The following is a 20,629-nucleotide window of genomic DNA, read 5'->3' as shown; positions in this document are numbered from 1 at the left end:
AAAACCCTCGTAAAAACGAGGGTATATCGGAGTGACAGGATTTGAACCTGCGGCCTCTACGTCCCGAACGTAGCGCTCTACCAAGCTGAGCCACACTCCGAAAGCTACGGATAGAGGACTCGAACCTCTACTAACAGAGTCAGAGTCTGCTGTGCTGCCATTACACCAATCCGCATCGCTGCTTTCTGTCTTTCAAAGCGTTTTTAATATATGTTGTTTTCATCGGCAAAAATTGAGTTTTTCCGGTGATCGGAGTGACAGGATTTGAACCTGCGGCCTCTACGTCCCGAACGTAGCGCTCTACCAAGCTGAGCCACACTCCGATAACTACGGATAGAGGACTCGAACCTCTACTAACAGAGTCAGAGTCTGCTGTGCTGCCATTACACCAATCCGCATCAGCATTTGCCGTGTCACTGTTTTATCAGCGAACAAGACTATTATATCAAAAAATTTTTGATTGTCAACACTTTTTTTCATTTTCTCTTCCACCTTCTTCCAAACCCTGATATAATACGAACAACAATGGTTTTTCAGGAGGCGCTTATGAAACAGTATTTTAAAATCGGAGAAATCTCAAAGCTGTATCAGATCAGTGTGGACACACTGCGTTACTATGAGGAGCTTGGTCTCCTGACACCGAAGCGCGGTGAAAACGGATACCGCCTCTATCGTCTCAATGATATCTGGCGTCTGAATGTGATCCGGGATCTTAGGGGGCTTGGATTTCCCATGGAGCGGATCCGGGAATATTTAAATGACCGGAGTATTCATACGACGGAACAGCTGCTCCGGGATGAGCTGGATGCGATCCGCCTGAAAATCACAGACCTTACGAAGCTTCAGTCTAATGTGCAGGAGCGCCTTGCAACGATCCGGAAGGCGGAGGATCAGCCTCTTGAGACCGTCACGGAAAAATGGCTTCCGGCGCGGTCCTGCCATATTCTTCACTCTGGTTATCAGAAGGACGAAGAGATGGATGTACTGATGAAACAGCTGTTTAACCAGTCCCAGGACACTCTCTATATTATCGGCAGCAATCATATCGGTTCTTTGCTGCCTGCCGCATCTGCCAGGGAAGGAAATTACACTGGCTACGAGGGAGTATTTCTCATTGCCGAGGACGGTCCGGATACCTTGCCGGAAGGACGTTATCTTTCCTACAGCTACCATGGAAGCACCGTCCACAATGCCGAAGGCATCCCGAAACTGCTCTCCTACGCCCAGGAGCATGGACTTACGGCCGGGCCATGGTTTCTTGAGCTGCTCTGGGTTGATATCCATCAGTCTGCGGACCCGGATGAACACATCACAGAACTTCAGCTTCTTGTCACCTGAAAGGACATCCCCGTTTTTCGGAGATGTCCTTTTTTGATGCTTTTATTTTTCACCTGATTCTTTCGGCCTGCTTTTTCGCTTTCCGGAGCGTCCTACAGATTTTTGATCCTCTCTACTGCCGCCTTTGTATTTTCGTAAGTACCGAATGCAGTCAGACGGAAATATCCTTCTCCTCTTGGTCCGAATCCGGATCCCGGTGTTCCTACAACGCCTGCCTGTGCAAGCAGATAATCAAAGAACTCCCAGGACGTCATGTTGTCCGGTGTCTTCAGCCAGATATACGGCGAATTTACGCCTCCGGATACAGTATAGCCTGCGTCTTTCAGCCCGTCATAGATTGTCTTTGCGTTTCTCATGTAGTAGGCAATCTGCTCTTTTAACTGTGCTTTTCCTGCCTCGGAATACACTGCTTCTCCTGCTTTCTGTACGATGTACGGAGCCCCGTTGTACTTGGTTCCGTGACGTCTTGCCCAAAGGGAGTGAAGCATCACGTCGCCGCATTTGAGATCCTTCGGGATCACTGTTGCGCCGAGACGCACTCCTGTAAATCCGGCATTTTTGGAAAAGCTGCGAAGCTCGATGGCACAGGTTCTTGCGCCTTCACACTCGTAAATCGTGTGCGGTACGTTTTCCTCGGAAATATATGCCTCGTATGCTGCATCATAAATGATGACGGATCCGTTTTTATTTGCGTAATCTACCCACACCTGAAGCTGGTCTTTTGTGATGGCAGATCCTGTCGGATTGTTCGGGAAGCACAGATAAATCAGATCCGGCACTTCCTTTGGAAGCTCCGGCACAAATCCGTTTTCTGCCGTACACGGCATGTAGATCACATCGCTCCAGATTTCGGACTTCGGATCATAGGTACCGGTACGTCCTGCCATGACGTTCGTATCCACATATACCGGGTATACCGGATCGCAGACAGCGATTTTATTGTCCTGGTCAAAGATCTCCTGAATGTTTCCGGAATCTCCCTTTGCTCCGTCGGAGATAAAGATTTCGTCTGCGTAGATCTCACAGCCTCTTGCCTCATAATCATTCTTTGCCATTGCACTTCTCAGGAACTCGTATCCAAGATCCGGGGCATATCCGTGGAATGTCTCTGCGTGCGCCATTTCATCCACCGCGCTGTGAAGCGCATCGATAATCGCCGGTGCCAGCGGCTGTGTCACGTCACCGATTCCAAGCCGAATGATAGATTTGTCCGGATTTGCTTCGGTATATGCCGCTACCTTTTTTGCAATATTTGAAAAGAGATAGCTTCCTGGAAGTTTCAGATAATTTTCATTAATTTTAAACATACCTTGTCTCCTTCTCTTTATTTCTTTAATGTATTAAACTCATGCCGCGTCTATCATAACACATTTCAAGAAACACGTAAAGGAGATTTTTCAGATCCGTAGTACAATTTCGTACTACGCTTATTTTTTTATCTATCCGACACTTCCGGGGTACTCCCCTTCACATACAAAACGGCATCCTCCGGTCAGATACATCTGCCCGTCACTGTCCCATTCCACTTCCATCATACCTCCCGGCATTTCAATATTCACTTTCTGTTTTGTTCTTCCGCTCCGGATGGCCGCCGCTGCCGCGGCACAGGCTCCGCTTCCGCAGGAAAGGGTCTCCTTACTTCCTCTCTCCCATACGCGGATTTTCATACCGGTCTCGGAATATACCTGCACCAGCTCTACATTAATCCCGTCCGGAAAGTCCGAATGGGTACTGACAGCTTCCGCCTTTTTCATATTCCATGTTTTCCAGCTTCCCTCCTCCGGCTCCATGAAAATGACTGCATGAGGATTTCCCATAGAGACAATCATCATCTCCGTCTTCTGTCCTTCCATCGAGATCACGTGAGGCTCCTCCTCAATAACCGGGGTGCCCATGGCCACTGTAGCCTTTCCGGAATCTTCCAGAATCCGGACCGTATGGATTCCACTGTCGGTCTCTACCGCAATCTCCTCTTTTCGTATCTTTTTATAATCATAAAGATATTTTGCCACACAGCGGACACCGTTTCCACACATTTTCCCTCTGGACCCATCCGCATTATACATTTCCATCCGGCAGTCTGCCATATCGGACGGACAGATCAGAATCATTCCGTCCGCTCCAACGCCAAAATGGCGGTCACTGATTTTTCTCGCCAGGGTCTGCGGATTTACGATCTGCTCTTTTTCCTGATCCACGTAGATATAATCATTGCCGCATCCCTCCATTTTTACAAAATGCATCTGCACAAATTCCTCCTGTTGTTTTCTGGTATTGTATGAAGAAAAGCGGCATTTTATGTCATCCTTGGGATCTGTCTTCCTTTTACATCCATGTGATAATTGTCTCTTAGTATCATCTCCGAAACCGGAACAATCTCATATGACTTTTCCTCTATGTTTTCGATCAGTTCTTTTAATGCATCTTTTGTAAATTTTGCTTCGCTGTTCAGACGGATAATGGCTCCATTCCGGAGCTCTTCACTTTCGACCACTTCCTTGATCAGACTTCTTTTCCCATAGTTTTTCCAGTCCCGGGAATCGATTGACCAGCAGATCGTAAAAAACCCTTCCTCCGCGGCAGTCCGGATCAGTGTGTCGCTGTATCGTCCATAGGGAGGGCGGAAAAGTTCCATGGAAATCCCTTCCTCTTTAGCGGTATGTTCTGCTTCCTGCAGTTCTGCCCTGATTTCCGCGGATGTCTGTTCCGACAGATTTTCATGGCTGACTCCCATCGTTCCGATGTCATGTCCTTCCGCTTTCATTCTTCCGACCAGATCCGGATGCTCCCGCATCCATCCGGCAGTCACAAAAAAGGTGGCGCGTATCTTCTCTTCTTTTAATATGTCCAGGATCTCCCCGGTCTTTTTGTCTCCCCAGGCTGTCTCAAAGGTCAGGGCCGCCTGTTTTTCATCCGTCTCCACAGAACAGACCGGCATTTCATGACCGTTTACGCTGTTTCCGACAGTGGTGTATTCTTTTACATACCAGATTCCGCCCGACAGCAGGAAACAGGCTGCCGCGGCAAAAAGGATGTATTTCTTCCATGCTTTTTTCTGAAAAGACATAAAAAAACTCCGGAGCATCTATTGTTCTTATAGTATATGCTCCGAAGTTTTCTTTTACGCATTTACCAGATTCCCAGAAAATGCTGTATCAGAAGGCTCACTCCCGCTATTCCGATCCAGCAGCAAAGTCCCATGAAAATCGGTTTCCCGCCTGTCTTGACCAGCTTCACCAGATTCGTATTAAACCCGATGGCCGCCATTGCCATAATAATAAAGAACTTACTCAGCTCTTTAATCGGTGCAGTCACTGTCACCGGAAGGGAAAATACTGTTGTAATGATAGAAGCGAGCACGAAAAACAGGATAAAAAACGGAAAGATCTTTTTCAGATCAAAGGTTCCGCCTGCCTGCTCTCCGTTTTTCTTTGCCTTTCGCATCTGCCAGATGGAGAGAACCAGTGTGATTGGAATGATCGCAAGAGTCCTTGTCAATTTGACAATCGTCGCCGCATCCAGCGTATTGCTGCCGTGAATTCCATCCCATGCCGCTGCCGCCGCCGTCACGGAAGAGGTGTCATTGACCGCCGTTCCGGCAAAAAGACCGAACCCCTCATTGCTCAGTCCCAGAACGGCTCCGAGTTTCGGAAAGATCAGCGCCGCGATCACATTGAAGAGAAAAATAACAGAGATCGACTGGGCAATCTCCTCATCGTCCGCATCAATGACCGGTGCCGTCGCCGCAATGGCCGAACCGCCGCAGATACTGGACCCCACCCCGACCAGCGTCGAGATTTTGGATGGAATCCGCATGACCTTGTGAAGCACAAAGGCAATCACAAGTGAGGTGGAGATCGTCGCAATGATAATTGGAAGAGACTGGCGTCCTTTCTCCAGAATATCCGTCAGATTCATGCCGAATCCAAGCAGAATCACCGCGTACTGTAAAATCTTTTTGGATGTAAATTTGATCCCCGGCTGAAGGGGCTCGCTCCTTTTCACTATCAGGGCAAGACACATCCCGATCAAAATCGCAAACACCGGCCCGCCGACTACCTCAAACTGTTTTCCAAGCAAAAACGCCGGAATGGAGATCAGCAGACAGAACAAAATACCTTTATAAGTTTCCTGAATTGTTTTCATGGTTATCTCCTCTCTTTTTATTTCTGGAAGTATCATATCAAAGGAAATGAATCATGAAAAATTATATATATTTATTTATGCATAAACATATGTTATGATTAGGAAAAGGAGGCATTCTTATGCTGGATTTTCGTATTTATACATTTTTGGAAGTCTGTAAATACATGAATTTTACAAAAGCCGCCGAGGCGCTTCATATCACGCAGCCTGCCGTCTCACAGCATATCCGCTATATTGAGGAATACTATCAGACCCGTCTTTTTACATTTCAGGGAAAAAAACCGGTTCTAACCGAGGCCGGGGAATATCTGCTCCACGCCTTTACGACATTGAGCCATGACCAGGTCTATCTGAAAGAGCAGCTCCTTTCCATGCAGAAAAAAAAGCCGGCCCTGATCTTTGGCGCGACTCTTACAATCGGTGAATATGTCATGCCGCGTTTTCTGATCGAATACCAGACACGGCATCCGGATACTGTCCTGACCATGATCACGGCAAACACTCACGAACTCCTCGACCGCATCTCGGACGGAGAGATTGATTTTGCGATCGTAGAAGGCTATTTTGACAAGACCCAGTATGACTATCTGACGTTTTCCTCGGAACCGTATATTGCCGTTGCAGGAACCCCGCTTTTTGAAGACTGCCGTCCCCGCTCTCTTTCGGAGCTTCTTGATCAGAAGCTGATTGTCCGGGAGCCCGGATCCGGTACAAGGGAGATCCTTGAAAAACATCTGGAAGCCCGTAATCTTTCCATTCACGATTTTTCCGGTGTTTCCGAAATCGGGAATATTCCGGCATTGAAAGCGGTTGTCTCAGCCGGTCTTGGCATTACATTTTTGTACCGTTCCGCTGCTGAAGAAGAGCTGAAAAACGGCATACTGTTTGACGTCACGCCGGAAAATTTCTCTATCACGCATGATTTTACTCTCATATGGCAAAAGGGAAGTATGTTTGCTTCCCGCTACCGTACTATTTTTGAAGAATGGAAGAAAAAGTTATGAAACTGTCAGTTACACGTCAAAGCATAGCACGCTGTCTGAAAATCATTCTGGGCAATTGGAAAGAAATTTTTCACAGGAACCGTATTCAGCTGTTTCTGTTATCTCATCCTGTTTTCCGTCCTGCACGGTCTGGGATATGCAATCCTGGTTCATCCGGTCATCGGCATGGTTCTGGCCGGATTCCTTGTCGGCACCGGATATTATTTCTGCATCAGTTCCGAATCCACGGCTGTCGGCTTTGATGTCATTGCATTGATTCTGAACAAAAAAAAACCGAAAATCAATATCGCACTTACCATGTATCTCATCAATACGTGCGTACTGCTTTTCGGACTTCTCTCTTATGGAATTACATCCGTTCTGACCGGGATCGGCTTTACTGCTCTTCAGTCGCTGACGCTGAATTGCCTTTTGAAAAGGAAAGAGTAATCGCGGTTCCTTTTCCAACCTCACTGTCAGTCCGGATTTGAATGTTATGGATGACCGCTCCATGCTTGACGATGGACAGGCCAAGTCCTGTACCTCCCGTCTCCTTGGAGTGGCTCTTATCCACACGGTAGAAGCGTTCGAAGATCCGTTCCTGTTCTTCTTTCGGAATTCCGATTCCGGTATCTTTCACAATAATCTTCGGGCCGCTTAATGTATTGCCGACCCAGACATGTACATGTCCGCCCGGCTTATTATATTTGACTGCATTTTCACACAGATTCCAGACCATCTCATCCAGAACCCGGTAAACTCCTTCATATTCCACTTTCTCCCCGCTCAGTTCCATCGAAACATGGTGACGGTTGGCCATATTTTCCAGACGGATCAGAACGTCCTCGCAGATACTGTAGAGATCCACTTTTTCTTTTTCCAGTCCCACACCGCCTTCATCCAGTTTGGAAAGCTTGATGATATCCTCCACAAGCACAATCAGACGGCTTGCCTCTTTATAAATGCGTTCGGCAAATCCCGGCACATCCTCCTGCTTTACAAGCCCGCTTTTCATAATCTCCGCATAACCTGATATGGATGTCAGCGGAGTTTTCAGCTCATGGGAAACGTTGGCCGAAAACTCTTTACGCATCTGCTCATTTTTCTCTTTTTCTTTCTTCTGGTTTTCCATGCTGAGCAGAAGCGGCGTCAGCTCTTCGTATACATCGTTATCGATCGGATGTTCCAGATCCAGCTCATTAATCGGCTGAACGAGCCGGTTTGCCACCCACTTGGAAAGTCTCCACGCAACAATCACAAGGATCAGACCGATGCCGAACATGTAAGGAAGAATCCTTACTGCCGTACTGCTTACGCCGTCCATGGACTTCGCGACACGAAGAACCGTCCCGTCATCGAGAAGCGTGGCATAATAAAACAGCTCCTGCCCTACCGTCTCTGAGACCCGTTTGTCCTGTCCTGTTCCATTCTCAAGTGCTTCCATGACTTCTTTTCGCCGGGCATGATTCTCGTCCTTGCTGTCAATTCCGTGGGAATCATACAGTACTTTCCCGTTCTGGTCGATCTGTGTTACCCTCGTGTCGCTATTGACATCATCCATTTCCTGCAGATAATCACTTCCAAGCAGATTGATGGCTTCCTTGATGTAGGAAGCCTCCTGCCTTGCGTCCTGCTGCATGATCCGGTATGTCTGGTTGTAGACAATCCCGATAATAAATGCATATGATGTCAGGAGCGTCAGAACAATGACAAACACCATATTTCTCTGGATCTTGTTTCTCATACTTCCTCCTGGTCCTCCGTGATCCGGTAACCGACACCGCGTACGGTCTCGATTTCCTCTCCCGCTTTTCCAAGCTTCTGGCGCAGCGTCCGGATATGTACGTCAACTGTACGTGTCTCGCCGTCGAAATCATATCCCCAGATTTCCTCAAGAAGCCGGTCCCGTGTAAGGACAATTCCTTTATTGTGCATCAGTCTCTTGAGCATCTCGTATTCTTTCAGCGTCAGGCTGACATGTGCTCCGTCTACAAGGACCTCATGCTTCTTTTCATTCAGTACAATCGGGCCTGCCTTGAGTACTTCGATCTCTTCTTTTTTCTTCGTGCGCCGCAGGACCGCCTTGATTCTGGAAACAAGTTCCATCATTCCAAACGGTTTTGTCACATAATCATCCGCACCGGCGTCAAGCCCTGAAACCTTGTCGTACTCTGTTCCTTTCGCCGTCACCATGATGACCGGAATGTCTTTCGTCTTTTTATTGTTTTTCAGCTTTTTGAGAATGGCCATGCCATCCTCTCCCGGCAGCATAATATCAAGTAAAATAAGCTCTGGCAGCCGTTCTGCCAAAGCTTTAAAAAACACTTCGCCGTCTTCAAATCCTTCCGCTTCCATGCCTGTACTTGATAATGTGTATACTACCAGTTCTCTAATATTCCTGTCGTCTTCTACACAAAAAATCATTTCGTTTCTCCTGAATTTCTGTTTTCATGAACTTCTGTGGCAATGCGGTGATTTCCGGTGATGGAAAACTCTACCCATTCTGCAATATTGGTTGCATGGTCTCCGATTCTTTCCAGATATTTTGCAACCATGATGAGGTCTACTGCTGCTTCGCCTCCATCGCCGCCTTCTTTGGCAATATAATCGATGATTTCCTGTCTGATCTTGTCAAAAAGTCTGTCTACTTCATCATCCGCGGTCATAACCTTTTTGGCCAGCATCATATTCTGTTCTACGTATGCACGAACACTTTCTCTGACCATTTTAGCCGCTGCCTGTGCCATCACGCCAATGTCTTTATTGTTTTTTTCCACTTTCAGATCTGTGGAAAGCAGAATCTCTGCGATATCGGAAGCCTGATCTCCGATACGTTCCATATCCGTAATCATCTTCAGAGCCGCTGAAATCTGGCGTAGATCCTTCGCCACCGGCTGCTGCTGAAGGAGCAGTCTCAGACAAAGTCTCTCAATGTCTTTTTCCGCCTGGTCGATCTCCTCGTCAGCCTGAATGACTTCTCTTGCCTGCTCTTCTTTTCCTTCCAGAATCGCTTCTGTCGCTTTTGTGATTGCGACCTCGCAGAGCTCGCCCATTGTTGTGAGCTGCTCTTTTAATGAGTCAAGCTGCATATCGAATTTGTTTCTCATATTTAGCCGAACCTCCCTGTGATATAATCTTCTGTTCTCTTATCTGATGGTATAGAGAATAATTTTTCCGTATTGTTGTACTCAATCATTTCTCCAAGAAGGAAAAATGCTGTGTTATCGGAAATTCGTACTGCCTGCTGCATATTGTGTGTTACCATAACAATAGTATAATCTTTTTTCAGATCTGCTGCAAGGTCTTCGATCTTGGAAGTAGAAATCGGGTCCAGCGCGGAGGTCGGTTCATCCATCAGAAGCACTTCCGGTTCTACTGCCAGCGCTCTTGCGATGCAAAGCCTCTGCTGCTGTCCTCCGGACATGCCAAGGGCGCTCTTTTTCAGTCTGTCTTTTACTTCATCCCAGATTGCGGCGTTTCTTAAAGAACGCTCTACAATCTCATCGAGTTTTGCTTTGGAACGGATTCCGTGTGTACGCGGTCCGTAAGCTACGTTGTCATAGATGCTCATCGGGAACGGGTTCGGCTTCTGGAATACCATTCCAACACGTTTCCGAAGTGTGTTTACATCCATTGATTTTGCATAAATATCATCTCCGTCCAGAAGGATTTTACCATCAATCCGGCATCCTTCTACCAGATCGTTCATTCTGTTCAGTGACTTCAGGAGTGTAGATTTTCCACATCCGCTAGGTCCGATGAACGCTGTAATCTTATTCGGCTCGATCTCCAGGTTGACATTTTTCAGTGCCTGGAAAGAGCCGTAAAACAAATCCATATCTTTAATATCTATTTTGCCCATTACCGTGTCCCCTTTGTAAGTTTTCTGGCCGCAAATGCAGATAATGCATTCATTGCTACTACCACTACCAATAAGATAACTGCCGTCGCGTATGCCTGATCCATGTAAAGACCTTCACTTGACAGGTTGTACATGTGAACAGCCAGCGTACGTCCGGAAGACATCGGTGTTGCCGCAATATCCGGTACCGTTCCTGCCGTGTACATGAGCGCCGCAGTTTCTCCCATAATTCTTCCGATTGCCAGGATCACTCCTGCCATGATTCCAGGAACCGCTGCCGGAAGTACAATTCTGAAAATTGTACGGAGCTTTCCTGCACCAAGTCCAAAGCTTCCTTCCCTGTATGTATCAGGTACTGCTTTTAATGCTTCTTCTGTCGTTCTCATAATCAGAGGCAGGATCATGATAGACATGGTAAATGCACCTGCCAGGATGGAATATCCCCATCCGAGAGCCGTAACGAAAAACAGCATACCGAAAAGTCCGTATACGATGGATGGAATTCCCTGTAATGTCTCGGTTGTCAGACGGATGATTCCGACAAACCTGTTTCCTTTATTTGCATATTCCACGAGGAAGATCGCGGAAAAGATTCCAAACGGAATGGCAATGATCAGAGACAGGAATGTCATGATCACCGTATTAATCAGAGCCGGCATCAAAGACGCGTTTTCTGTATTATATTCCAACGAAAACAGTGACGGCTTCAGATTCGGAACTCCGTTGATCAGAATATACGCAAGGAGGAACAAAAGTACTGCAAATGTAATTGCGGCTGCCGCATAAATCAGTACCCTTAAAATGATACTTTCTATTTTTCTGCCTTTAGTCATGTTCGCTCCTCCTGTTCAATAATGATACACACGCATTGATAATAAGAATGAATACAAACAGCACAACTGCTGTCGCAATCAGCGCTTCTCTGTGAAGATCTGCTGCATATCCCATCTCCATTACGATGTTTGTTGTCATCGTACGCACACCTTCCAGAATACCCTGCGGCATTCTCGGCTGGTTTCCTGCTACCATGATAACCGCCATCGTCTCACCGATCGCACGTCCGATACCGAGGACAATACCGGCGATCACACCGGATTTGGCAGCCGGGATTACGATACGGAAGATCGTTCTCTCCTTTGTTGCTCCAAGCGCGAGAGATCCCTCATAATACTGATCCGGCACACTTCTCATCGCGGATTCTGTAACCCCGATGATGGTCGGCAGAATCATAATTCCAAGAATAATGGATGCTGTCAGCATCGTCTGTCCGTTTCCGCCTATTCCCTGTGCTGCAGTATAATTTCTGATCATCGGTACGATCACAACCAGACCGAAGAAACCGTATACAACAGACGGAATTCCTGCCAGAAGCTCTGTCGCTGATTTTAAAAACGGATAAATCTTTTTCGGACAGTAATGTGCCATAAATACGGATGTAAAAATACCAATCGGCACACCAATCACGATGGCTCCCGCTGTTACATAAATACTTCCCATGATCATCGGAAGAATGCCGTAAATATTATTGCTCGGTCTCCACTCTTCCCCGAGCAGGAAGTCAAAGATTCCGATCTCTGACATGGCCGGGATACCATTTGCGAACAAGAAAATACAAATCAGTGCTACCGCTAAAACGGAAGCACAGGCAGCAAGGAAGAATACTCCCTGCATGCCTTTTTCCTTCCAATCTTTCATAATTACTCTGTTACCTCATCCCAAGAAGTGATTTCACCTGTGAAAATCTGTTTTACCTGATCTGTTGTAAGCTCATCTACGCTGTTGTCGTTGCTTACGATGACTGCGATACCATCTGTTGCGATTACTGTTGCTGTTACGCCCTGAGATGTTTCAGAATCTTTCAGTTCACGGGATGCCATACCGATATCGCTGATTCCTTCTACCGCATTGGATACACCTGTTGTAGAGTCACTTGTCTGAAGTTCAACTTTAACATCTGCATTCAGTTCCTGATATGCTTCAGAAAGTTTTTCCATTACCGGAGATACGGAAGAAGAACCGGATACTGTAACTGTTCCGCTTAATCCGGAAGCTGTGTACTCTGTTGTTGTATCTACCGGAATATATCCTTCATCAGCAACTACTTCCTGTCCCTGTGTGCTCATGATGAAGTTGATGAAATCCTGTGCTACATCGCTGAGTCCGTCTTTTGTTACGATGTTGAATGGACGGGACACTTTATAAGTACCGCTTTCGATGTTCTCTGCTGTTGCCTCTGCTCCGTCGATCTTCACTGCTTTTACATCATCGCTCAGAGATCCGAGGGATACATATCCGATTGCGTTTGGATCCTGTGCTACTGTGGAAAGCATAACAGATGTATTGTTTGTAACGGTTGCATCTGTTGTTGTATTATCAACTTTTTCTCCGTCTACTTCTTCTTCTACACCGAAGAGTTCTACGAAAGCTCCTCTTGTTCCGGAACCGTCCTCACGGGAAATAACGTTGATGCTTCCGCCTGAAGAAGATCCGCCGTCTCCGCCGTCGCTGCTTCCTCCGTCATTGCTGCTTCCGCATGCTGCAAGAGACATCATCATAACTGCTGCTCCAATAATTGCTGTAACTTTTCTGAATTTCATATTTTTTCTCTCCCTGATTTCATATTTTACATTTTTTCTTGTTTCCTTGTCGACAGTGCCTATCATAAAGCACAAATGTTAAATCTGTTAAAAATAAACGGTTAAATCTATGTAAAATATCTTCTCCCTTTCTTGATTTTTCATTCCAGAAACGGAAAATTAGTTTTTTATATGAAGAAATTGTAAAATCACTTTTCTTCCATCCGAGAATTTTACATGAATTTTATTGTTATATTTCAAACAATACTTGCCACTCCGATTACAGAATGATAGAATGAGTGCAAAATGTACTGAACCATTTCTTTATTATAGAAGGAATGTGGATTTTATATCAGTAGGAAGGGGAAAAGAAATGTCAGTAAAATCAGATCAGAAAAAACAGATCACAGGCCTGCTTTACTCCGTATGCGGCGGGGTGCTTTTCGCAGCCGGTGTCAATCTGTTTATTACACCGCTTGACTTGTACAACGGCGGTTTCATGGGAATTGCTCAGTTGATTCGTACCTTTTTAACTTCGGCTCTGCATCTTTCTTTCGGCCAGACCGATATCGCAGGTATCATTTATTTTATCGTAAACCTGCCTCTTCTGTATCTGGCGTGGAGCAAAATGGGACGCGGATTCTTTTTCCGTACCGTTGTCACCGTCATTGTAGAAACCGCAGCCCTTACTTTTATCCCGGTTCCGGAACGCTCTCTCATCGATGACCGTCTGACTTCCTGTGTCATCGGAGGTCTGGTGGCCGGATTTGGAACCGGGCTGGTACTGCGCGGCGGCAGTTCCGGCGGCGGCCAGGACATCCTTGGCCTTTATTTTACAAAGAAGTTTCGCAATTTCAGTGTCGGCAAGATGGCAACTATTATCAATGTCTTTGTGTACGGGATCTGTCTTCTGATGTTCAATCTGGAAACCGTGATCTATTCCCTGATCTACGGAGTCATTTCTTCCGTAGCATGTGACCGGATCCATATCCAGAACATCAATATGAGCGTCATGATCTTCACGAAAAAGCTTGGGATTTCCAAGGCGATCATGGAAGAGACGGGCCGCGGCGTCACCAACTGGGAGGGGGCCGGTGCCTACACGAACGAAACATCCTATATTCTCTTCGTCATGATTTCCAAATACGAAGTGAACCAGATCCGCCGGATTGTCCAGAGCATTGACCCGAACGCCTTTATGATCTTTACCGAAGGCTGTTCGGTGGAAGGAAACTTCGAAAAACGGTTATAAAAGGACACAAAAAACGAGCTCCGAAAAATTATTAACATTTTTCAGAGCTCTTTTTCTTTCTATTTTACGCCGGACGTTCCTCCGCAAACAGCTTTTCTATTTCGTGATGAAGCCAGGATCTTTTCTGAATCTCTATGCCGCCGATCTCAATGGATCCGTCGCTTCTCTGTACCGCTTTTCCGACTTCAGGAATCCAGCATGAGAGCACTCCTGTCCTTTCAATTCGGACTCTTCTTTTTCGTCCTTTTGTATCCAGGGCTTCCTGAACCAGTTCTTTAATCCGCTCTTTATTATAGTAGGAATCGTTCACGATAACGCCGTCCCCTGTCACAATAATCATATCTATTTCATCCTGATCACGCCCGTTCGGATCCTGATAAAGGTGTCTGTGCAGTTTATCCAGTAATGCTCCAATCCCAAAACCGGCCTTCGTTCCCAGAGTTCTTTTCATAAATATCCCTCCTTCGTTCTGGTATGAGGTAATTTTAGCACTGTCCTCATATCTCTTCAACGAAAGATATTCTTTAGAAACTGAAGATATTCTGAAGGTCCGAAAGCCGGCATTCATTCTTTTTTAATATTTCCTTTTACAGAAGACTTTGCAGATCAGTATATTCCATCTGGAAGCTTTCTGCCACATTTTTACAGGTCAGTTTTCCATCATAGGTATTGACGCCGGAGATCATGACAGGATTCTTCCTGCACGCTTCTTCCAGTCCGTGCTCCGCAATGGCAAGTCCATAGCGCAGTGTTGCATTGGTCAGAGCGATGGTAGATGTTCTCGGTACCGCTCCCGGCATATTTCCGACACAGTAATGGATGATTCCGTCCACTTCATAGATCGGATCGTCATGGTATGTAACCTTCGTCGTTTCGCAGCATCCGCCCTGGTCTACCGCAACGTCCACAATCACGCTGCCCGGCTTCATCTCTTTTAAATAAGCTTTCTTCATCAGCTTCGGCGCCGCTTTTCCCGGGATCAGTACGCTTCCGATCACGAGATCCGCTTCCTTGACTGCATTTTCAATATTGGTGTCCGTGCTTACCAGTGTCTGGATCCTTGCGCCGAAAATATCATCCAGGTACGCAAGTCTTGGAAGGCTGATATCAAGAATCGTCACATTGGCGCCCATTCCGACCGCAATCTTGCAGGCGTTGGTTCCCACGGATCCGCCTCCGATAATGACGATATTGGCCTTTGGTGTTCCAGGAACACCGGATAAAAGAACTCCGGATCCTCCGAATGTCTTTTCCAGGTACTTTGCTCCCTCCTGGATGCTGAGTCTTCCGGCAATCTGGCTCATCGGCGCCAGAAGCGGAATACTTCCGTCCCGTTCGATCAGTGTCTCATAGGCAAATCCTTTCATGCCGGATGCAAGCATCGCATCAGTCAGTGGTTTGTCTGCCGCCAGATGGAGATAGGTGAATAAAACGAGATCTTTTCTGAAATAGCCGTACTCTTCCGGAAGAGGCTCTTTGACCTTAACCATCATATCCACGCCGTCCCATACTTCTTTTGCTGTATCTACAAGCTTTGCTCCGGCTTTTTCATATTCCGCATCCGTAAAACCGGATCCAAGTCCTGCTCCTTTTTCAATCCATACTTCATGTCCTGCGTTTACATAGCTTTTTGCATTGTCCGGAATAAGTCCTACACGGTACTCTCTGTTCTTGATTTCCTTCACACATCCGATTTTCATCGTTTGCCCTCCTTCATTTCATTTTGTAGAATCGCCTAATTTTTCGATTCTCTTTGTATCGTTTTCTACATTTCTCTAAATTCATGATACAACATCGGAATTGCATTTGCAATAATTGTTAATTTTTAAATTATTGCATATTTCTCCCTCATGCTTGCCTTTTGCAGATATTTGTGATTAAATCAAGCTATATCAAACAGAAAAGAGGATCTCTATGAAAGCAATCCAGAATTTCATTCAAAACCAAAAATTAACGCGGGTGCAGTCGGCCCTCGCATCATTCGTATTAGACCATGCAGTAGAGGTCTGTTTTATGAGTTCCACCAAGCTGGCGGAAAAACTTGGCATCAGTGAGCCTTCTGTGATCCGGTTCTGCCGGGCTCTTGGCTTTTCCGGCTACACCGATTTTCAAAACGCGCTGCGGAAAGAATACCACGGTGATCTCTTCCGGATCTCGGACCGGCTCCCTGTCCCTTCCGACCGTGCCGCCGCCCTTTCCCGGCTTGATCTTCCGTCCGATATTCTTGCAAATGAATATCAGAATACATTAGGCAATCTGGAGCAGGCCCTTGCCTCCAACCGTCCGGAGACGCTGGATGCAGCTGCGGATCTGATTCTTGCTTCCGGCCGGAAATACATTGTTGCTTCCCGCGGGAATGCCTGTCTTGGTGTCTATCTGAATCTGTATCTTCACCACATGACCGATCACGTCATCCATACCGCCTCCGCATCGGTCAGTCCTTTTGACCTGATGGCGGACATTTCGTCCGACGACTGCGTGATCGTTTTCAGTTTCCCGCGCTACTCCTCCATAGACGAACTGGCCCTGAAACTTGCTAAATCCGCAGGCGCAAAAGTGATTCTCTTTACCGACAAGCCAAGCGCCCTGTTAAGTGAATATGCCGACATTCTGTTTACCATTCCGGTCAACAGCACTTCTTTCTTTAATTCTCTAAGTGCCGCCCAGTTTCTGACAGAGGTGCTTTTAAATACCATCAGCAGGAAATGCAAAGGCCGATCCATCGAGCGCAAGCTCAAAAAGATCGACCTCTATCTGGACGAGTTCGGTACTTACTGAAACGTCCGTTCCTGTTCGGTTTATTCTATCTTCATCTTTGCCAGAGCTTCCGCAAACGCGTTGTTCAGCGGCTGCTCTGCTTCTTTTTGCTGCTGTTTCATGTAACGTCTGACATCCTGTCTGCTGACATCTTTTCCTTCCCGCTTTCTTCTTGCCTCAAAGGCCGCCATCTTTTCTTTATGGCCGCAGGCACAGACAAAAGTCTGGTCCTCTCCTTTTCCGACAAGCTCCATCCGTTTATGGCAGACCGGACATCTGGCATTGGTTGTCCGCGAAACCGTCTCACGATATCCGCACTCCCTGTCCTGGCAGACGAGCAGTTTACTGTTCTTTCCATTGACTGCCAGCATCCGTTTTCCGCACCGCGGACATTTCCGGTTTGTCAGATTGTCATGCCGGAAGGTCGCTTCGCTTGTACGGATGTCCTGCATCACATTGTTGGTATACTGCTCAATCTCTTTCATGAACGTCTTCTCTTTTTGCCTGCCGTCCGAAATTTTCTGCAGTTCCTTCTCCCATCTGGCTGTCAGCTCCGGCTTTTTCAGATCTGACGGAACAAGTTCCAGAAGCTGACGGCCCTTGGAGGTAATCAGAAGATCGTTCCCTTTTTTCTCCATATAAAAAGTATTGAACAGCTTTTCAATGATATCCGCCCTTGTGGCAACGGTTCCAAGCCCGCCTTTTTCCATGGAGGTAAGAAGAGTTGCCTCGGTATAGTGTGCCGGAGGTTTTGTCTTTCCTTCCGTCACTTCCAGCTTTTTGACAGGCAGGCTCTGCCCTTTCTTCAGTTCCGGCAGAATCTGATTTTTCAGACTGTCATCTTCGTCTTCTTCTTCGATATCACTGTCATATACGGCTCTCCATCCGGCTTCCCGGATCGTCTCGCCTTTTGCCGCAAAGTGTTCTCCTTTGACCGATGCCTTGACGCTGATCTGCTCAAATTCAGCCGGCGGATAGAGCACCGCCAGAAATCTGCGTACGACAAGATCATAGATCTTACGCTCCTCCGAAGTCATATGAGTCAGATCCACGTACTGTTCTGTCGGGATAATCGCGTGATGGTCACTGACTTTGCTGTCATCCACAAACCGCTTGTCCGCTGTAAACTGCTTTCCATGAAGAGCACGTGCCAGCGCCCGGTACGGCCCGGTCTGGCATGCCTCGATCCGTTCTTTTAAGGTCGGTACGATGTCTGAACTCAGATATCTGGAGTCTGTCCGCGGATAGGTCAGCACTTTGTGATGTTCATATAATCTCTGCATAATATTGAGAGTCTCTTTGGCAGAATATCCGAAACGACGGTTCGCCTCTCTTTGAAGCTCCGTCAGATCATAAAGTCCCGGTGCATACGTCTTTCTGGATTTTTTCTCCACGCTGTCCAGCACCAGCCGTTCTCCCCGGATCTCTTCGGAAATCCGACGGATCCGCTCCGGATCAAAGGATCTCGTACTGCCGGACTTTCCATCCTGCCAGGTAAAGCAGATCCCGTCCGCATAAACTTTCAGTCCATAATACGGCTTCGGCCGGAAAGAACGAATCTCATCCTCCCTGTTTGCGATCAGCGCAAGGGTCGGTGTCTGCACCCGCCCGCAGGTCAGCTTTGCGTTATATTTGCATGTCAGCGCCCGGGTCGCATTGATTCCTACAAGCCAGTCCGCCTTTGCGCGGGACCGGGCAGCATCATAGAGATTCTGATAGTCTCTTCCGTCACTGAGACGTCCAAATCCTTCCCGGATGGCCCGGTCCGTCACGGAGGAAATCCAGAGCCGCTTCACCGGTTTCTGATTTCCTGCCTTTTCGAGAATCCATCTTGCCACCAGCTCTCCTTCCCTTCCTGCGTCCGTGGCAATAATGATCTCTCCGACATCCTTTCTGTGTATCTGGCTCTTTACCGCATTGTACTGCTTTGCTGTCTGGCGGATCACGGAAAGCTTCCATGTCTTCGGCATCATCGGAAGCACATCCATCTTCCACTCTTTCCATTCCGGCTTATATTCTTCCGGATCAGCAAGTGTCACAAGATGGCCAAGCCCCCAGGTGACAATATACCGTTCTCCCTCGATGGTTCCCTGTCCGTTTTTCTTACATTTCAGCACCCTGGCAATGTCTCTTGCCACAGATGGCTTTTCTGCGATTACTAATGATTTCATAGTGTTCCTCTATTCATTCAAAATCGGATTCCCGTCCCGATCCGTTAAAAGTTCAAGCTGCCTGCTTTCCTCTTCCGCCTGCTCGAGACATTTCAGAATCGCTTCATTCAGCGAGAGCATTTTATCGTCCAGTTCTGATACCATTTTTGCACATTCTTTCAGCTCTCTGCTGATATACTCCGGCGCATTTCCTTCAAACTTATAGTAAATCTTGTGCTCCAGACTGGCCCAGAAGTCCATGGCAATCGTCCGGATCTGGATCTCTACCTTCGTGTCTACCACACTGTCCGTCAGGAAAATCGGAACCGAGATCAGCATATGATAACTTTTGTATCCGCTTTCCTTCGGATGCTTGATATAATCCTTGATGGAAAGCACTTTCAGATCACTCTGATTGCCGATCATCTCAGCCAGACGATAGATGTCCGAAGTGAACGAGCAGATCAGTCTGACTCCTGCAATGTCATTGATATACTTTACCATATTTTCAATGGAACTTTCATGTCCCTGTCTCTTCAGCTTCTTGACGATGCTCTCCGGTGTCTTGATTCTCTTTTTGATATGTTCAATCGGATTGTACCGATGTACATGCTGGAACTCATCATTTAAAATTTCCAGCTTTGTGCCTACTTCTTTTAATGCCGCGTTATATAGAAACATCACGGTTTTCCAGCTGTCTACATCTTCATAGTTTTTTACATTCATCCTTTTCCACCTTTCACGAAAAAGACTGCATTTTTATGCTTACCGCATTTACGCGCCATTTTACAGTATAACATATTTTTATATGTTTGTCATTTATTTCACATTTTCTATATTATTTTCTCTACTATATTAAAATCTGGCACATCTTCATTGTGCATAATGCCGATTCATGGCTTTCGGGTGTAACACCTGCGCAGCAGGCCGGATCAACCCGGACCGGCAGCTCCGGCACATACGCTTTTGCCAGGAGGGCATTGGACACAACACAGATATCTGTGCAAAGACCGATCATCTCCACGGCATCATATCCACCGTCCCGGATATACTCTGCAAGCGGAACGCTTCCGAATGTCGTCTTGTCAAAGACACTGCGGCCTTCCGAATACGGACGGATCTCCGGAATCAGCTCCCATCCTTTGTTTCCTTTGATACAGTGTTCCACCGGCAGGAGACGTCCCTCCTGAGTTTCCGGATACTGCTCTGTATGTGTATCTCTTGTAAAGACAATCTCCTGCCCTTTCTTTACATATTCCTCAATCTTGTTTTTGACATTGTCCACAATCCCGCAGGCCTCTTTCGTCCCAAGGCTTCCCGTCACAAAGTCATTCTGCATATCAATCACGACCAGAAGTTCTTTCATTTTCTTCCTCCTCCCTGCATGTTTTCTGTATTGTAACACGATTTCCAAAGTGCGTAAAGGAACCCTGGACAGACGTATGTGTCAAGTAATCGTTGGCACTTTTTCTTCTTTTTTTGATATCAGTTTATTTCTTTTATTTTCAGACAATTCAGTTCGGACTTTATCTGATCATTTTATGTTTCTTTTTAACAGAATGCTC

The 20,629-nt window shown here is 46.7% G+C and carries 21 protein-coding genes and 4 tRNA genes; 5 read left to right on the top strand and 20 right to left on the bottom strand.

All coding sequences use genetic code 11. The annotated features are described in order from the left end of the window. Positions 1 to 26: 26 nt before the first annotated feature. The 4 genes from Selli1_RS15860 to Selli1_RS15845 all read right to left on the bottom strand — a co-directional run bounded on the left by Selli1_RS15860 (position 27) and on the right by Selli1_RS15845 (position 398). Positions 27 to 100: transfer RNA gene (locus tag Selli1_RS15860), tRNA-Pro, on the bottom strand. Positions 101 to 104: 4 nt separating this feature from the next. Further along, positions 105 to 175: transfer RNA gene (locus Selli1_RS15855), tRNA-Gln, on the bottom strand. Positions 176 to 249: 74 nt separating this feature from the next. Then, positions 250 to 323: transfer RNA gene (locus Selli1_RS15850), tRNA-Pro, on the bottom strand. A 4-nt stretch (positions 324 to 327) separates the two neighbouring features. Further along, positions 328 to 398: transfer RNA gene (locus Selli1_RS15845), tRNA-Gln, on the bottom strand. Between the two features lie 148 nt (positions 399 to 546). Between Selli1_RS15845 and Selli1_RS15840 the strand changes: the two genes are divergently transcribed. Next, positions 547 to 1,338, top strand: coding sequence for a MerR family transcriptional regulator (locus Selli1_RS15840; RefSeq protein WP_087167687.1), 792 nt, complete (start codon positions 547 to 549; stop codon positions 1,336 to 1,338). 92 nt (positions 1,339 to 1,430) lie between these two features. Here Selli1_RS15840 and Selli1_RS15835 read toward each other — a convergent pair whose 3' ends face one another. The 4 genes from Selli1_RS15835 to Selli1_RS15820 form a co-directional block, all read right to left on the bottom strand. Beyond that, entirely contained in the window at positions 1,431 to 2,645 is a 1,215-nt protein-coding gene (locus tag Selli1_RS15835; RefSeq protein WP_281873876.1) for an LL-diaminopimelate aminotransferase, read from the bottom strand. Between the two features lie 132 nt (positions 2,646 to 2,777). Beyond that, positions 2,778 to 3,581 carry a diaminopimelate epimerase gene (gene dapF / locus Selli1_RS15830; protein WP_281873873.1) on the bottom strand — a complete coding sequence of 268 codons (804 nt, stop codon included), beginning with the start codon at positions 3,579 to 3,581 and terminating at the stop codon, positions 2,778 to 2,780. A gap of 53 nt (positions 3,582 to 3,634) precedes the next feature. Further along, positions 3,635 to 4,405 carry a polysaccharide deacetylase family protein gene (locus Selli1_RS15825; RefSeq protein WP_171027984.1) on the bottom strand — a complete coding sequence of 257 codons (771 nt, stop codon included), beginning with the start codon at positions 4,403 to 4,405 and terminating at the stop codon, positions 3,635 to 3,637. Between the two features lie 62 nt (positions 4,406 to 4,467). Further along, positions 4,468 to 5,484 carry a YeiH family protein gene (locus Selli1_RS15820; protein WP_118636806.1) on the bottom strand — a complete coding sequence of 339 codons (1,017 nt, stop codon included), beginning with the start codon at positions 5,482 to 5,484 and terminating at the stop codon, positions 4,468 to 4,470. A 119-nt stretch (positions 5,485 to 5,603) separates the two neighbouring features. On the opposite strand from Selli1_RS15820, the gene Selli1_RS15815 reads away from it, so the two are divergent. After that, a complete protein-coding gene (locus Selli1_RS15815; protein WP_087253416.1) occupies positions 5,604 to 6,488 on the top strand; it encodes a LysR family transcriptional regulator in 885 nt (294 codons plus the stop codon). Between the two features lie 54 nt (positions 6,489 to 6,542). Next, positions 6,543 to 6,917 carry a YitT family protein gene (locus Selli1_RS15810; RefSeq protein ID WP_330677619.1) on the top strand — a complete coding sequence of 125 codons (375 nt, stop codon included), beginning with the start codon at positions 6,543 to 6,545 and terminating at the stop codon, positions 6,915 to 6,917. Here Selli1_RS15810 and Selli1_RS15805 read toward each other — a convergent pair. From Selli1_RS15805 to Selli1_RS15775, 7 genes are read right to left on the bottom strand one after another with little or no spacing between them, the layout of a single operon-like run. After that, on the bottom strand, positions 6,865 to 8,211 hold the full coding sequence (locus Selli1_RS15805) for a sensor histidine kinase (protein ID WP_138374143.1): 1,347 nt from the start codon (positions 8,209 to 8,211) through the stop codon (positions 6,865 to 6,867). The two genes, Selli1_RS15810 and Selli1_RS15805, sit on opposite strands and share 53 nt — an antisense overlap. Further along, positions 8,208 to 8,891: a response regulator gene (locus Selli1_RS15800; RefSeq protein WP_087253422.1), complete on the bottom strand. Its 684-nt coding sequence runs from the start codon at positions 8,889 to 8,891 to the stop codon at positions 8,208 to 8,210. Before Selli1_RS15800 ends, Selli1_RS15805 begins: the two co-directional genes overlap by 4 nt. After that, positions 8,888 to 9,574: a phosphate signaling complex protein PhoU gene (gene phoU / locus Selli1_RS15795; protein WP_087167696.1), complete on the bottom strand. Its 687-nt coding sequence runs from the start codon at positions 9,572 to 9,574 to the stop codon at positions 8,888 to 8,890. Before phoU ends, Selli1_RS15800 begins: the two co-directional genes overlap by 4 nt. Before the next feature lie 2 nt (positions 9,575 to 9,576). Continuing rightward, entirely contained in the window at positions 9,577 to 10,329 is a 753-nt protein-coding gene (gene pstB, locus Selli1_RS15790) for a phosphate ABC transporter ATP-binding protein PstB (RefSeq protein WP_087253424.1), read from the bottom strand. Then, entirely contained in the window at positions 10,329 to 11,162 is an 834-nt protein-coding gene (gene pstA, locus Selli1_RS15785) for a phosphate ABC transporter permease PstA (protein WP_281873865.1), read from the bottom strand. Before pstA ends, pstB begins: the two co-directional genes overlap by 1 nt. After that, on the bottom strand, positions 11,155 to 12,024 hold the full coding sequence (gene pstC, locus Selli1_RS15780) for a phosphate ABC transporter permease subunit PstC (protein ID WP_087253429.1): 870 nt from the start codon (positions 12,022 to 12,024) through the stop codon (positions 11,155 to 11,157). The genes pstA and pstC overlap by 8 nt, the downstream gene beginning before the upstream one ends. A gap of 2 nt (positions 12,025 to 12,026) precedes the next feature. Continuing rightward, a complete protein-coding gene (locus tag Selli1_RS15775; protein WP_281873862.1) occupies positions 12,027 to 12,926 on the bottom strand; it encodes a substrate-binding domain-containing protein in 900 nt (299 codons plus the stop codon). Between the two features lie 352 nt (positions 12,927 to 13,278). Between Selli1_RS15775 and Selli1_RS15770 the strand changes: the two genes are divergently transcribed. Beyond that, entirely contained in the window at positions 13,279 to 14,157 is an 879-nt protein-coding gene (locus Selli1_RS15770) for a YitT family protein (protein WP_087167700.1), read from the top strand. Positions 14,158 to 14,221: 64 nt separating this feature from the next. Here the strand turns inward: Selli1_RS15770 and Selli1_RS15765 are convergent, their stop codons facing one another. After that, positions 14,222 to 14,608: a hypothetical protein gene (locus Selli1_RS15765; RefSeq protein ID WP_191426557.1), complete on the bottom strand. Its 387-nt coding sequence runs from the start codon at positions 14,606 to 14,608 to the stop codon at positions 14,222 to 14,224. A gap of 136 nt (positions 14,609 to 14,744) precedes the next feature. Continuing rightward, positions 14,745 to 15,857: an alanine dehydrogenase gene (ald, locus tag Selli1_RS15760; RefSeq protein WP_087167702.1), complete on the bottom strand. Its 1,113-nt coding sequence runs from the start codon at positions 15,855 to 15,857 to the stop codon at positions 14,745 to 14,747. Positions 15,858 to 16,071: 214 nt separating this feature from the next. Here ald and Selli1_RS15755 point away from each other — a divergent pair, with 214 nt between their 5' ends. Then, complete coding sequence (locus Selli1_RS15755; protein WP_087167703.1) at positions 16,072 to 16,935, top strand: MurR/RpiR family transcriptional regulator; 864 nt, start codon at positions 16,072 to 16,074, stop codon at positions 16,933 to 16,935. Between the two features lie 20 nt (positions 16,936 to 16,955). Here the strand turns inward: Selli1_RS15755 and Selli1_RS15750 are convergent, their stop codons facing one another. The 3 genes from Selli1_RS15750 to Selli1_RS15740 form a co-directional block, all read right to left on the bottom strand. After that, entirely contained in the window at positions 16,956 to 19,085 is a 2,130-nt protein-coding gene (locus tag Selli1_RS15750) for a DNA topoisomerase III (protein ID WP_281873860.1), read from the bottom strand. Between the two features lie 9 nt (positions 19,086 to 19,094). After that, positions 19,095 to 19,790 carry a GTP pyrophosphokinase gene (locus Selli1_RS15745; protein ID WP_118636813.1) on the bottom strand — a complete coding sequence of 232 codons (696 nt, stop codon included), beginning with the start codon at positions 19,788 to 19,790 and terminating at the stop codon, positions 19,095 to 19,097. Positions 19,791 to 19,914: 124 nt separating this feature from the next. Then, positions 19,915 to 20,430, bottom strand: coding sequence for a cysteine hydrolase family protein (locus Selli1_RS15740; protein ID WP_281873859.1), 516 nt, complete (start codon positions 20,428 to 20,430; stop codon positions 19,915 to 19,917). Positions 20,431 to 20,629: the final 199 nt, after the last annotated feature.

Source organism: Sellimonas catena, from assembly GCF_027924685.1.
Taxonomy (GTDB): Bacteria; Bacillota; Clostridia; order Lachnospirales; family Lachnospiraceae; genus Sellimonas; species Sellimonas catena.
This window is presented reverse-complemented; position numbering and strand designations above follow the sequence as displayed.

Bases quoted from the DNA above. Each gene is read 5' to 3' on its own strand.
- Selli1_RS15840 (WP_087167687.1), top strand. From the start codon at position 547: ATGAAACAGTATTTTAAAATCGGAGAAATCTCAAAGCTGTATCAGATC.
- Selli1_RS15835 (WP_281873876.1), bottom strand. From the start codon at position 2,645: ATGTTTAAAATTAATGAAAATTATCTGAAACTTCCAGGAAGCTATCTC.
- dapF (WP_281873873.1), bottom strand. From the start codon at position 3,581: ATGCATTTTGTAAAAATGGAGGGATGCGGCAATGATTATATCTACGTG.
- Selli1_RS15825 (WP_171027984.1), bottom strand. From the start codon at position 4,405: ATGTCTTTTCAGAAAAAAGCATGGAAGAAATACATCCTTTTTGCCGCG.
- Selli1_RS15820 (WP_118636806.1), bottom strand. From the start codon at position 5,484: ATGAAAACAATTCAGGAAACTTATAAAGGTATTTTGTTCTGTCTGCTG.
- Selli1_RS15815 (WP_087253416.1), top strand. From the start codon at position 5,604: ATGCTGGATTTTCGTATTTATACATTTTTGGAAGTCTGTAAATACATG.
- Selli1_RS15805 (WP_138374143.1), bottom strand. From the start codon at position 8,211: ATGAGAAACAAGATCCAGAGAAATATGGTGTTTGTCATTGTTCTGACG.
- Selli1_RS15800 (WP_087253422.1), bottom strand. From the start codon at position 8,891: ATGATTTTTTGTGTAGAAGACGACAGGAATATTAGAGAACTGGTAGTA.
- phoU (WP_087167696.1), bottom strand. From the start codon at position 9,574: ATGAGAAACAAATTCGATATGCAGCTTGACTCATTAAAAGAGCAGCTC.
- pstB (WP_087253424.1), bottom strand. From the start codon at position 10,329: ATGGGCAAAATAGATATTAAAGATATGGATTTGTTTTACGGCTCTTTC.
- pstA (WP_281873865.1), bottom strand. From the start codon at position 11,162: ATGACTAAAGGCAGAAAAATAGAAAGTATCATTTTAAGGGTACTGATT.
- pstC (WP_087253429.1), bottom strand. From the start codon at position 12,024: ATGAAAGATTGGAAGGAAAAAGGCATGCAGGGAGTATTCTTCCTTGCT.
- Selli1_RS15775 (WP_281873862.1), bottom strand. From the start codon at position 12,926: ATGAAATTCAGAAAAGTTACAGCAATTATTGGAGCAGCAGTTATGATG.
- Selli1_RS15770 (WP_087167700.1), top strand. From the start codon at position 13,279: ATGTCAGTAAAATCAGATCAGAAAAAACAGATCACAGGCCTGCTTTAC.
- Selli1_RS15765 (WP_191426557.1), bottom strand. From the start codon at position 14,608: ATGAAAAGAACTCTGGGAACGAAGGCCGGTTTTGGGATTGGAGCATTA.
- ald (WP_087167702.1), bottom strand. From the start codon at position 15,857: ATGAAAATCGGATGTGTGAAGGAAATCAAGAACAGAGAGTACCGTGTA.
- Selli1_RS15755 (WP_087167703.1), top strand. From the start codon at position 16,072: ATGAAAGCAATCCAGAATTTCATTCAAAACCAAAAATTAACGCGGGTG.
- Selli1_RS15750 (WP_281873860.1), bottom strand. From the start codon at position 19,085: ATGAAATCATTAGTAATCGCAGAAAAGCCATCTGTGGCAAGAGACATT.
- Selli1_RS15745 (WP_118636813.1), bottom strand. From the start codon at position 19,790: ATGAATGTAAAAAACTATGAAGATGTAGACAGCTGGAAAACCGTGATG.
- Selli1_RS15740 (WP_281873859.1), bottom strand. From the start codon at position 20,430: ATGAAAGAACTTCTGGTCGTGATTGATATGCAGAATGACTTTGTGACG.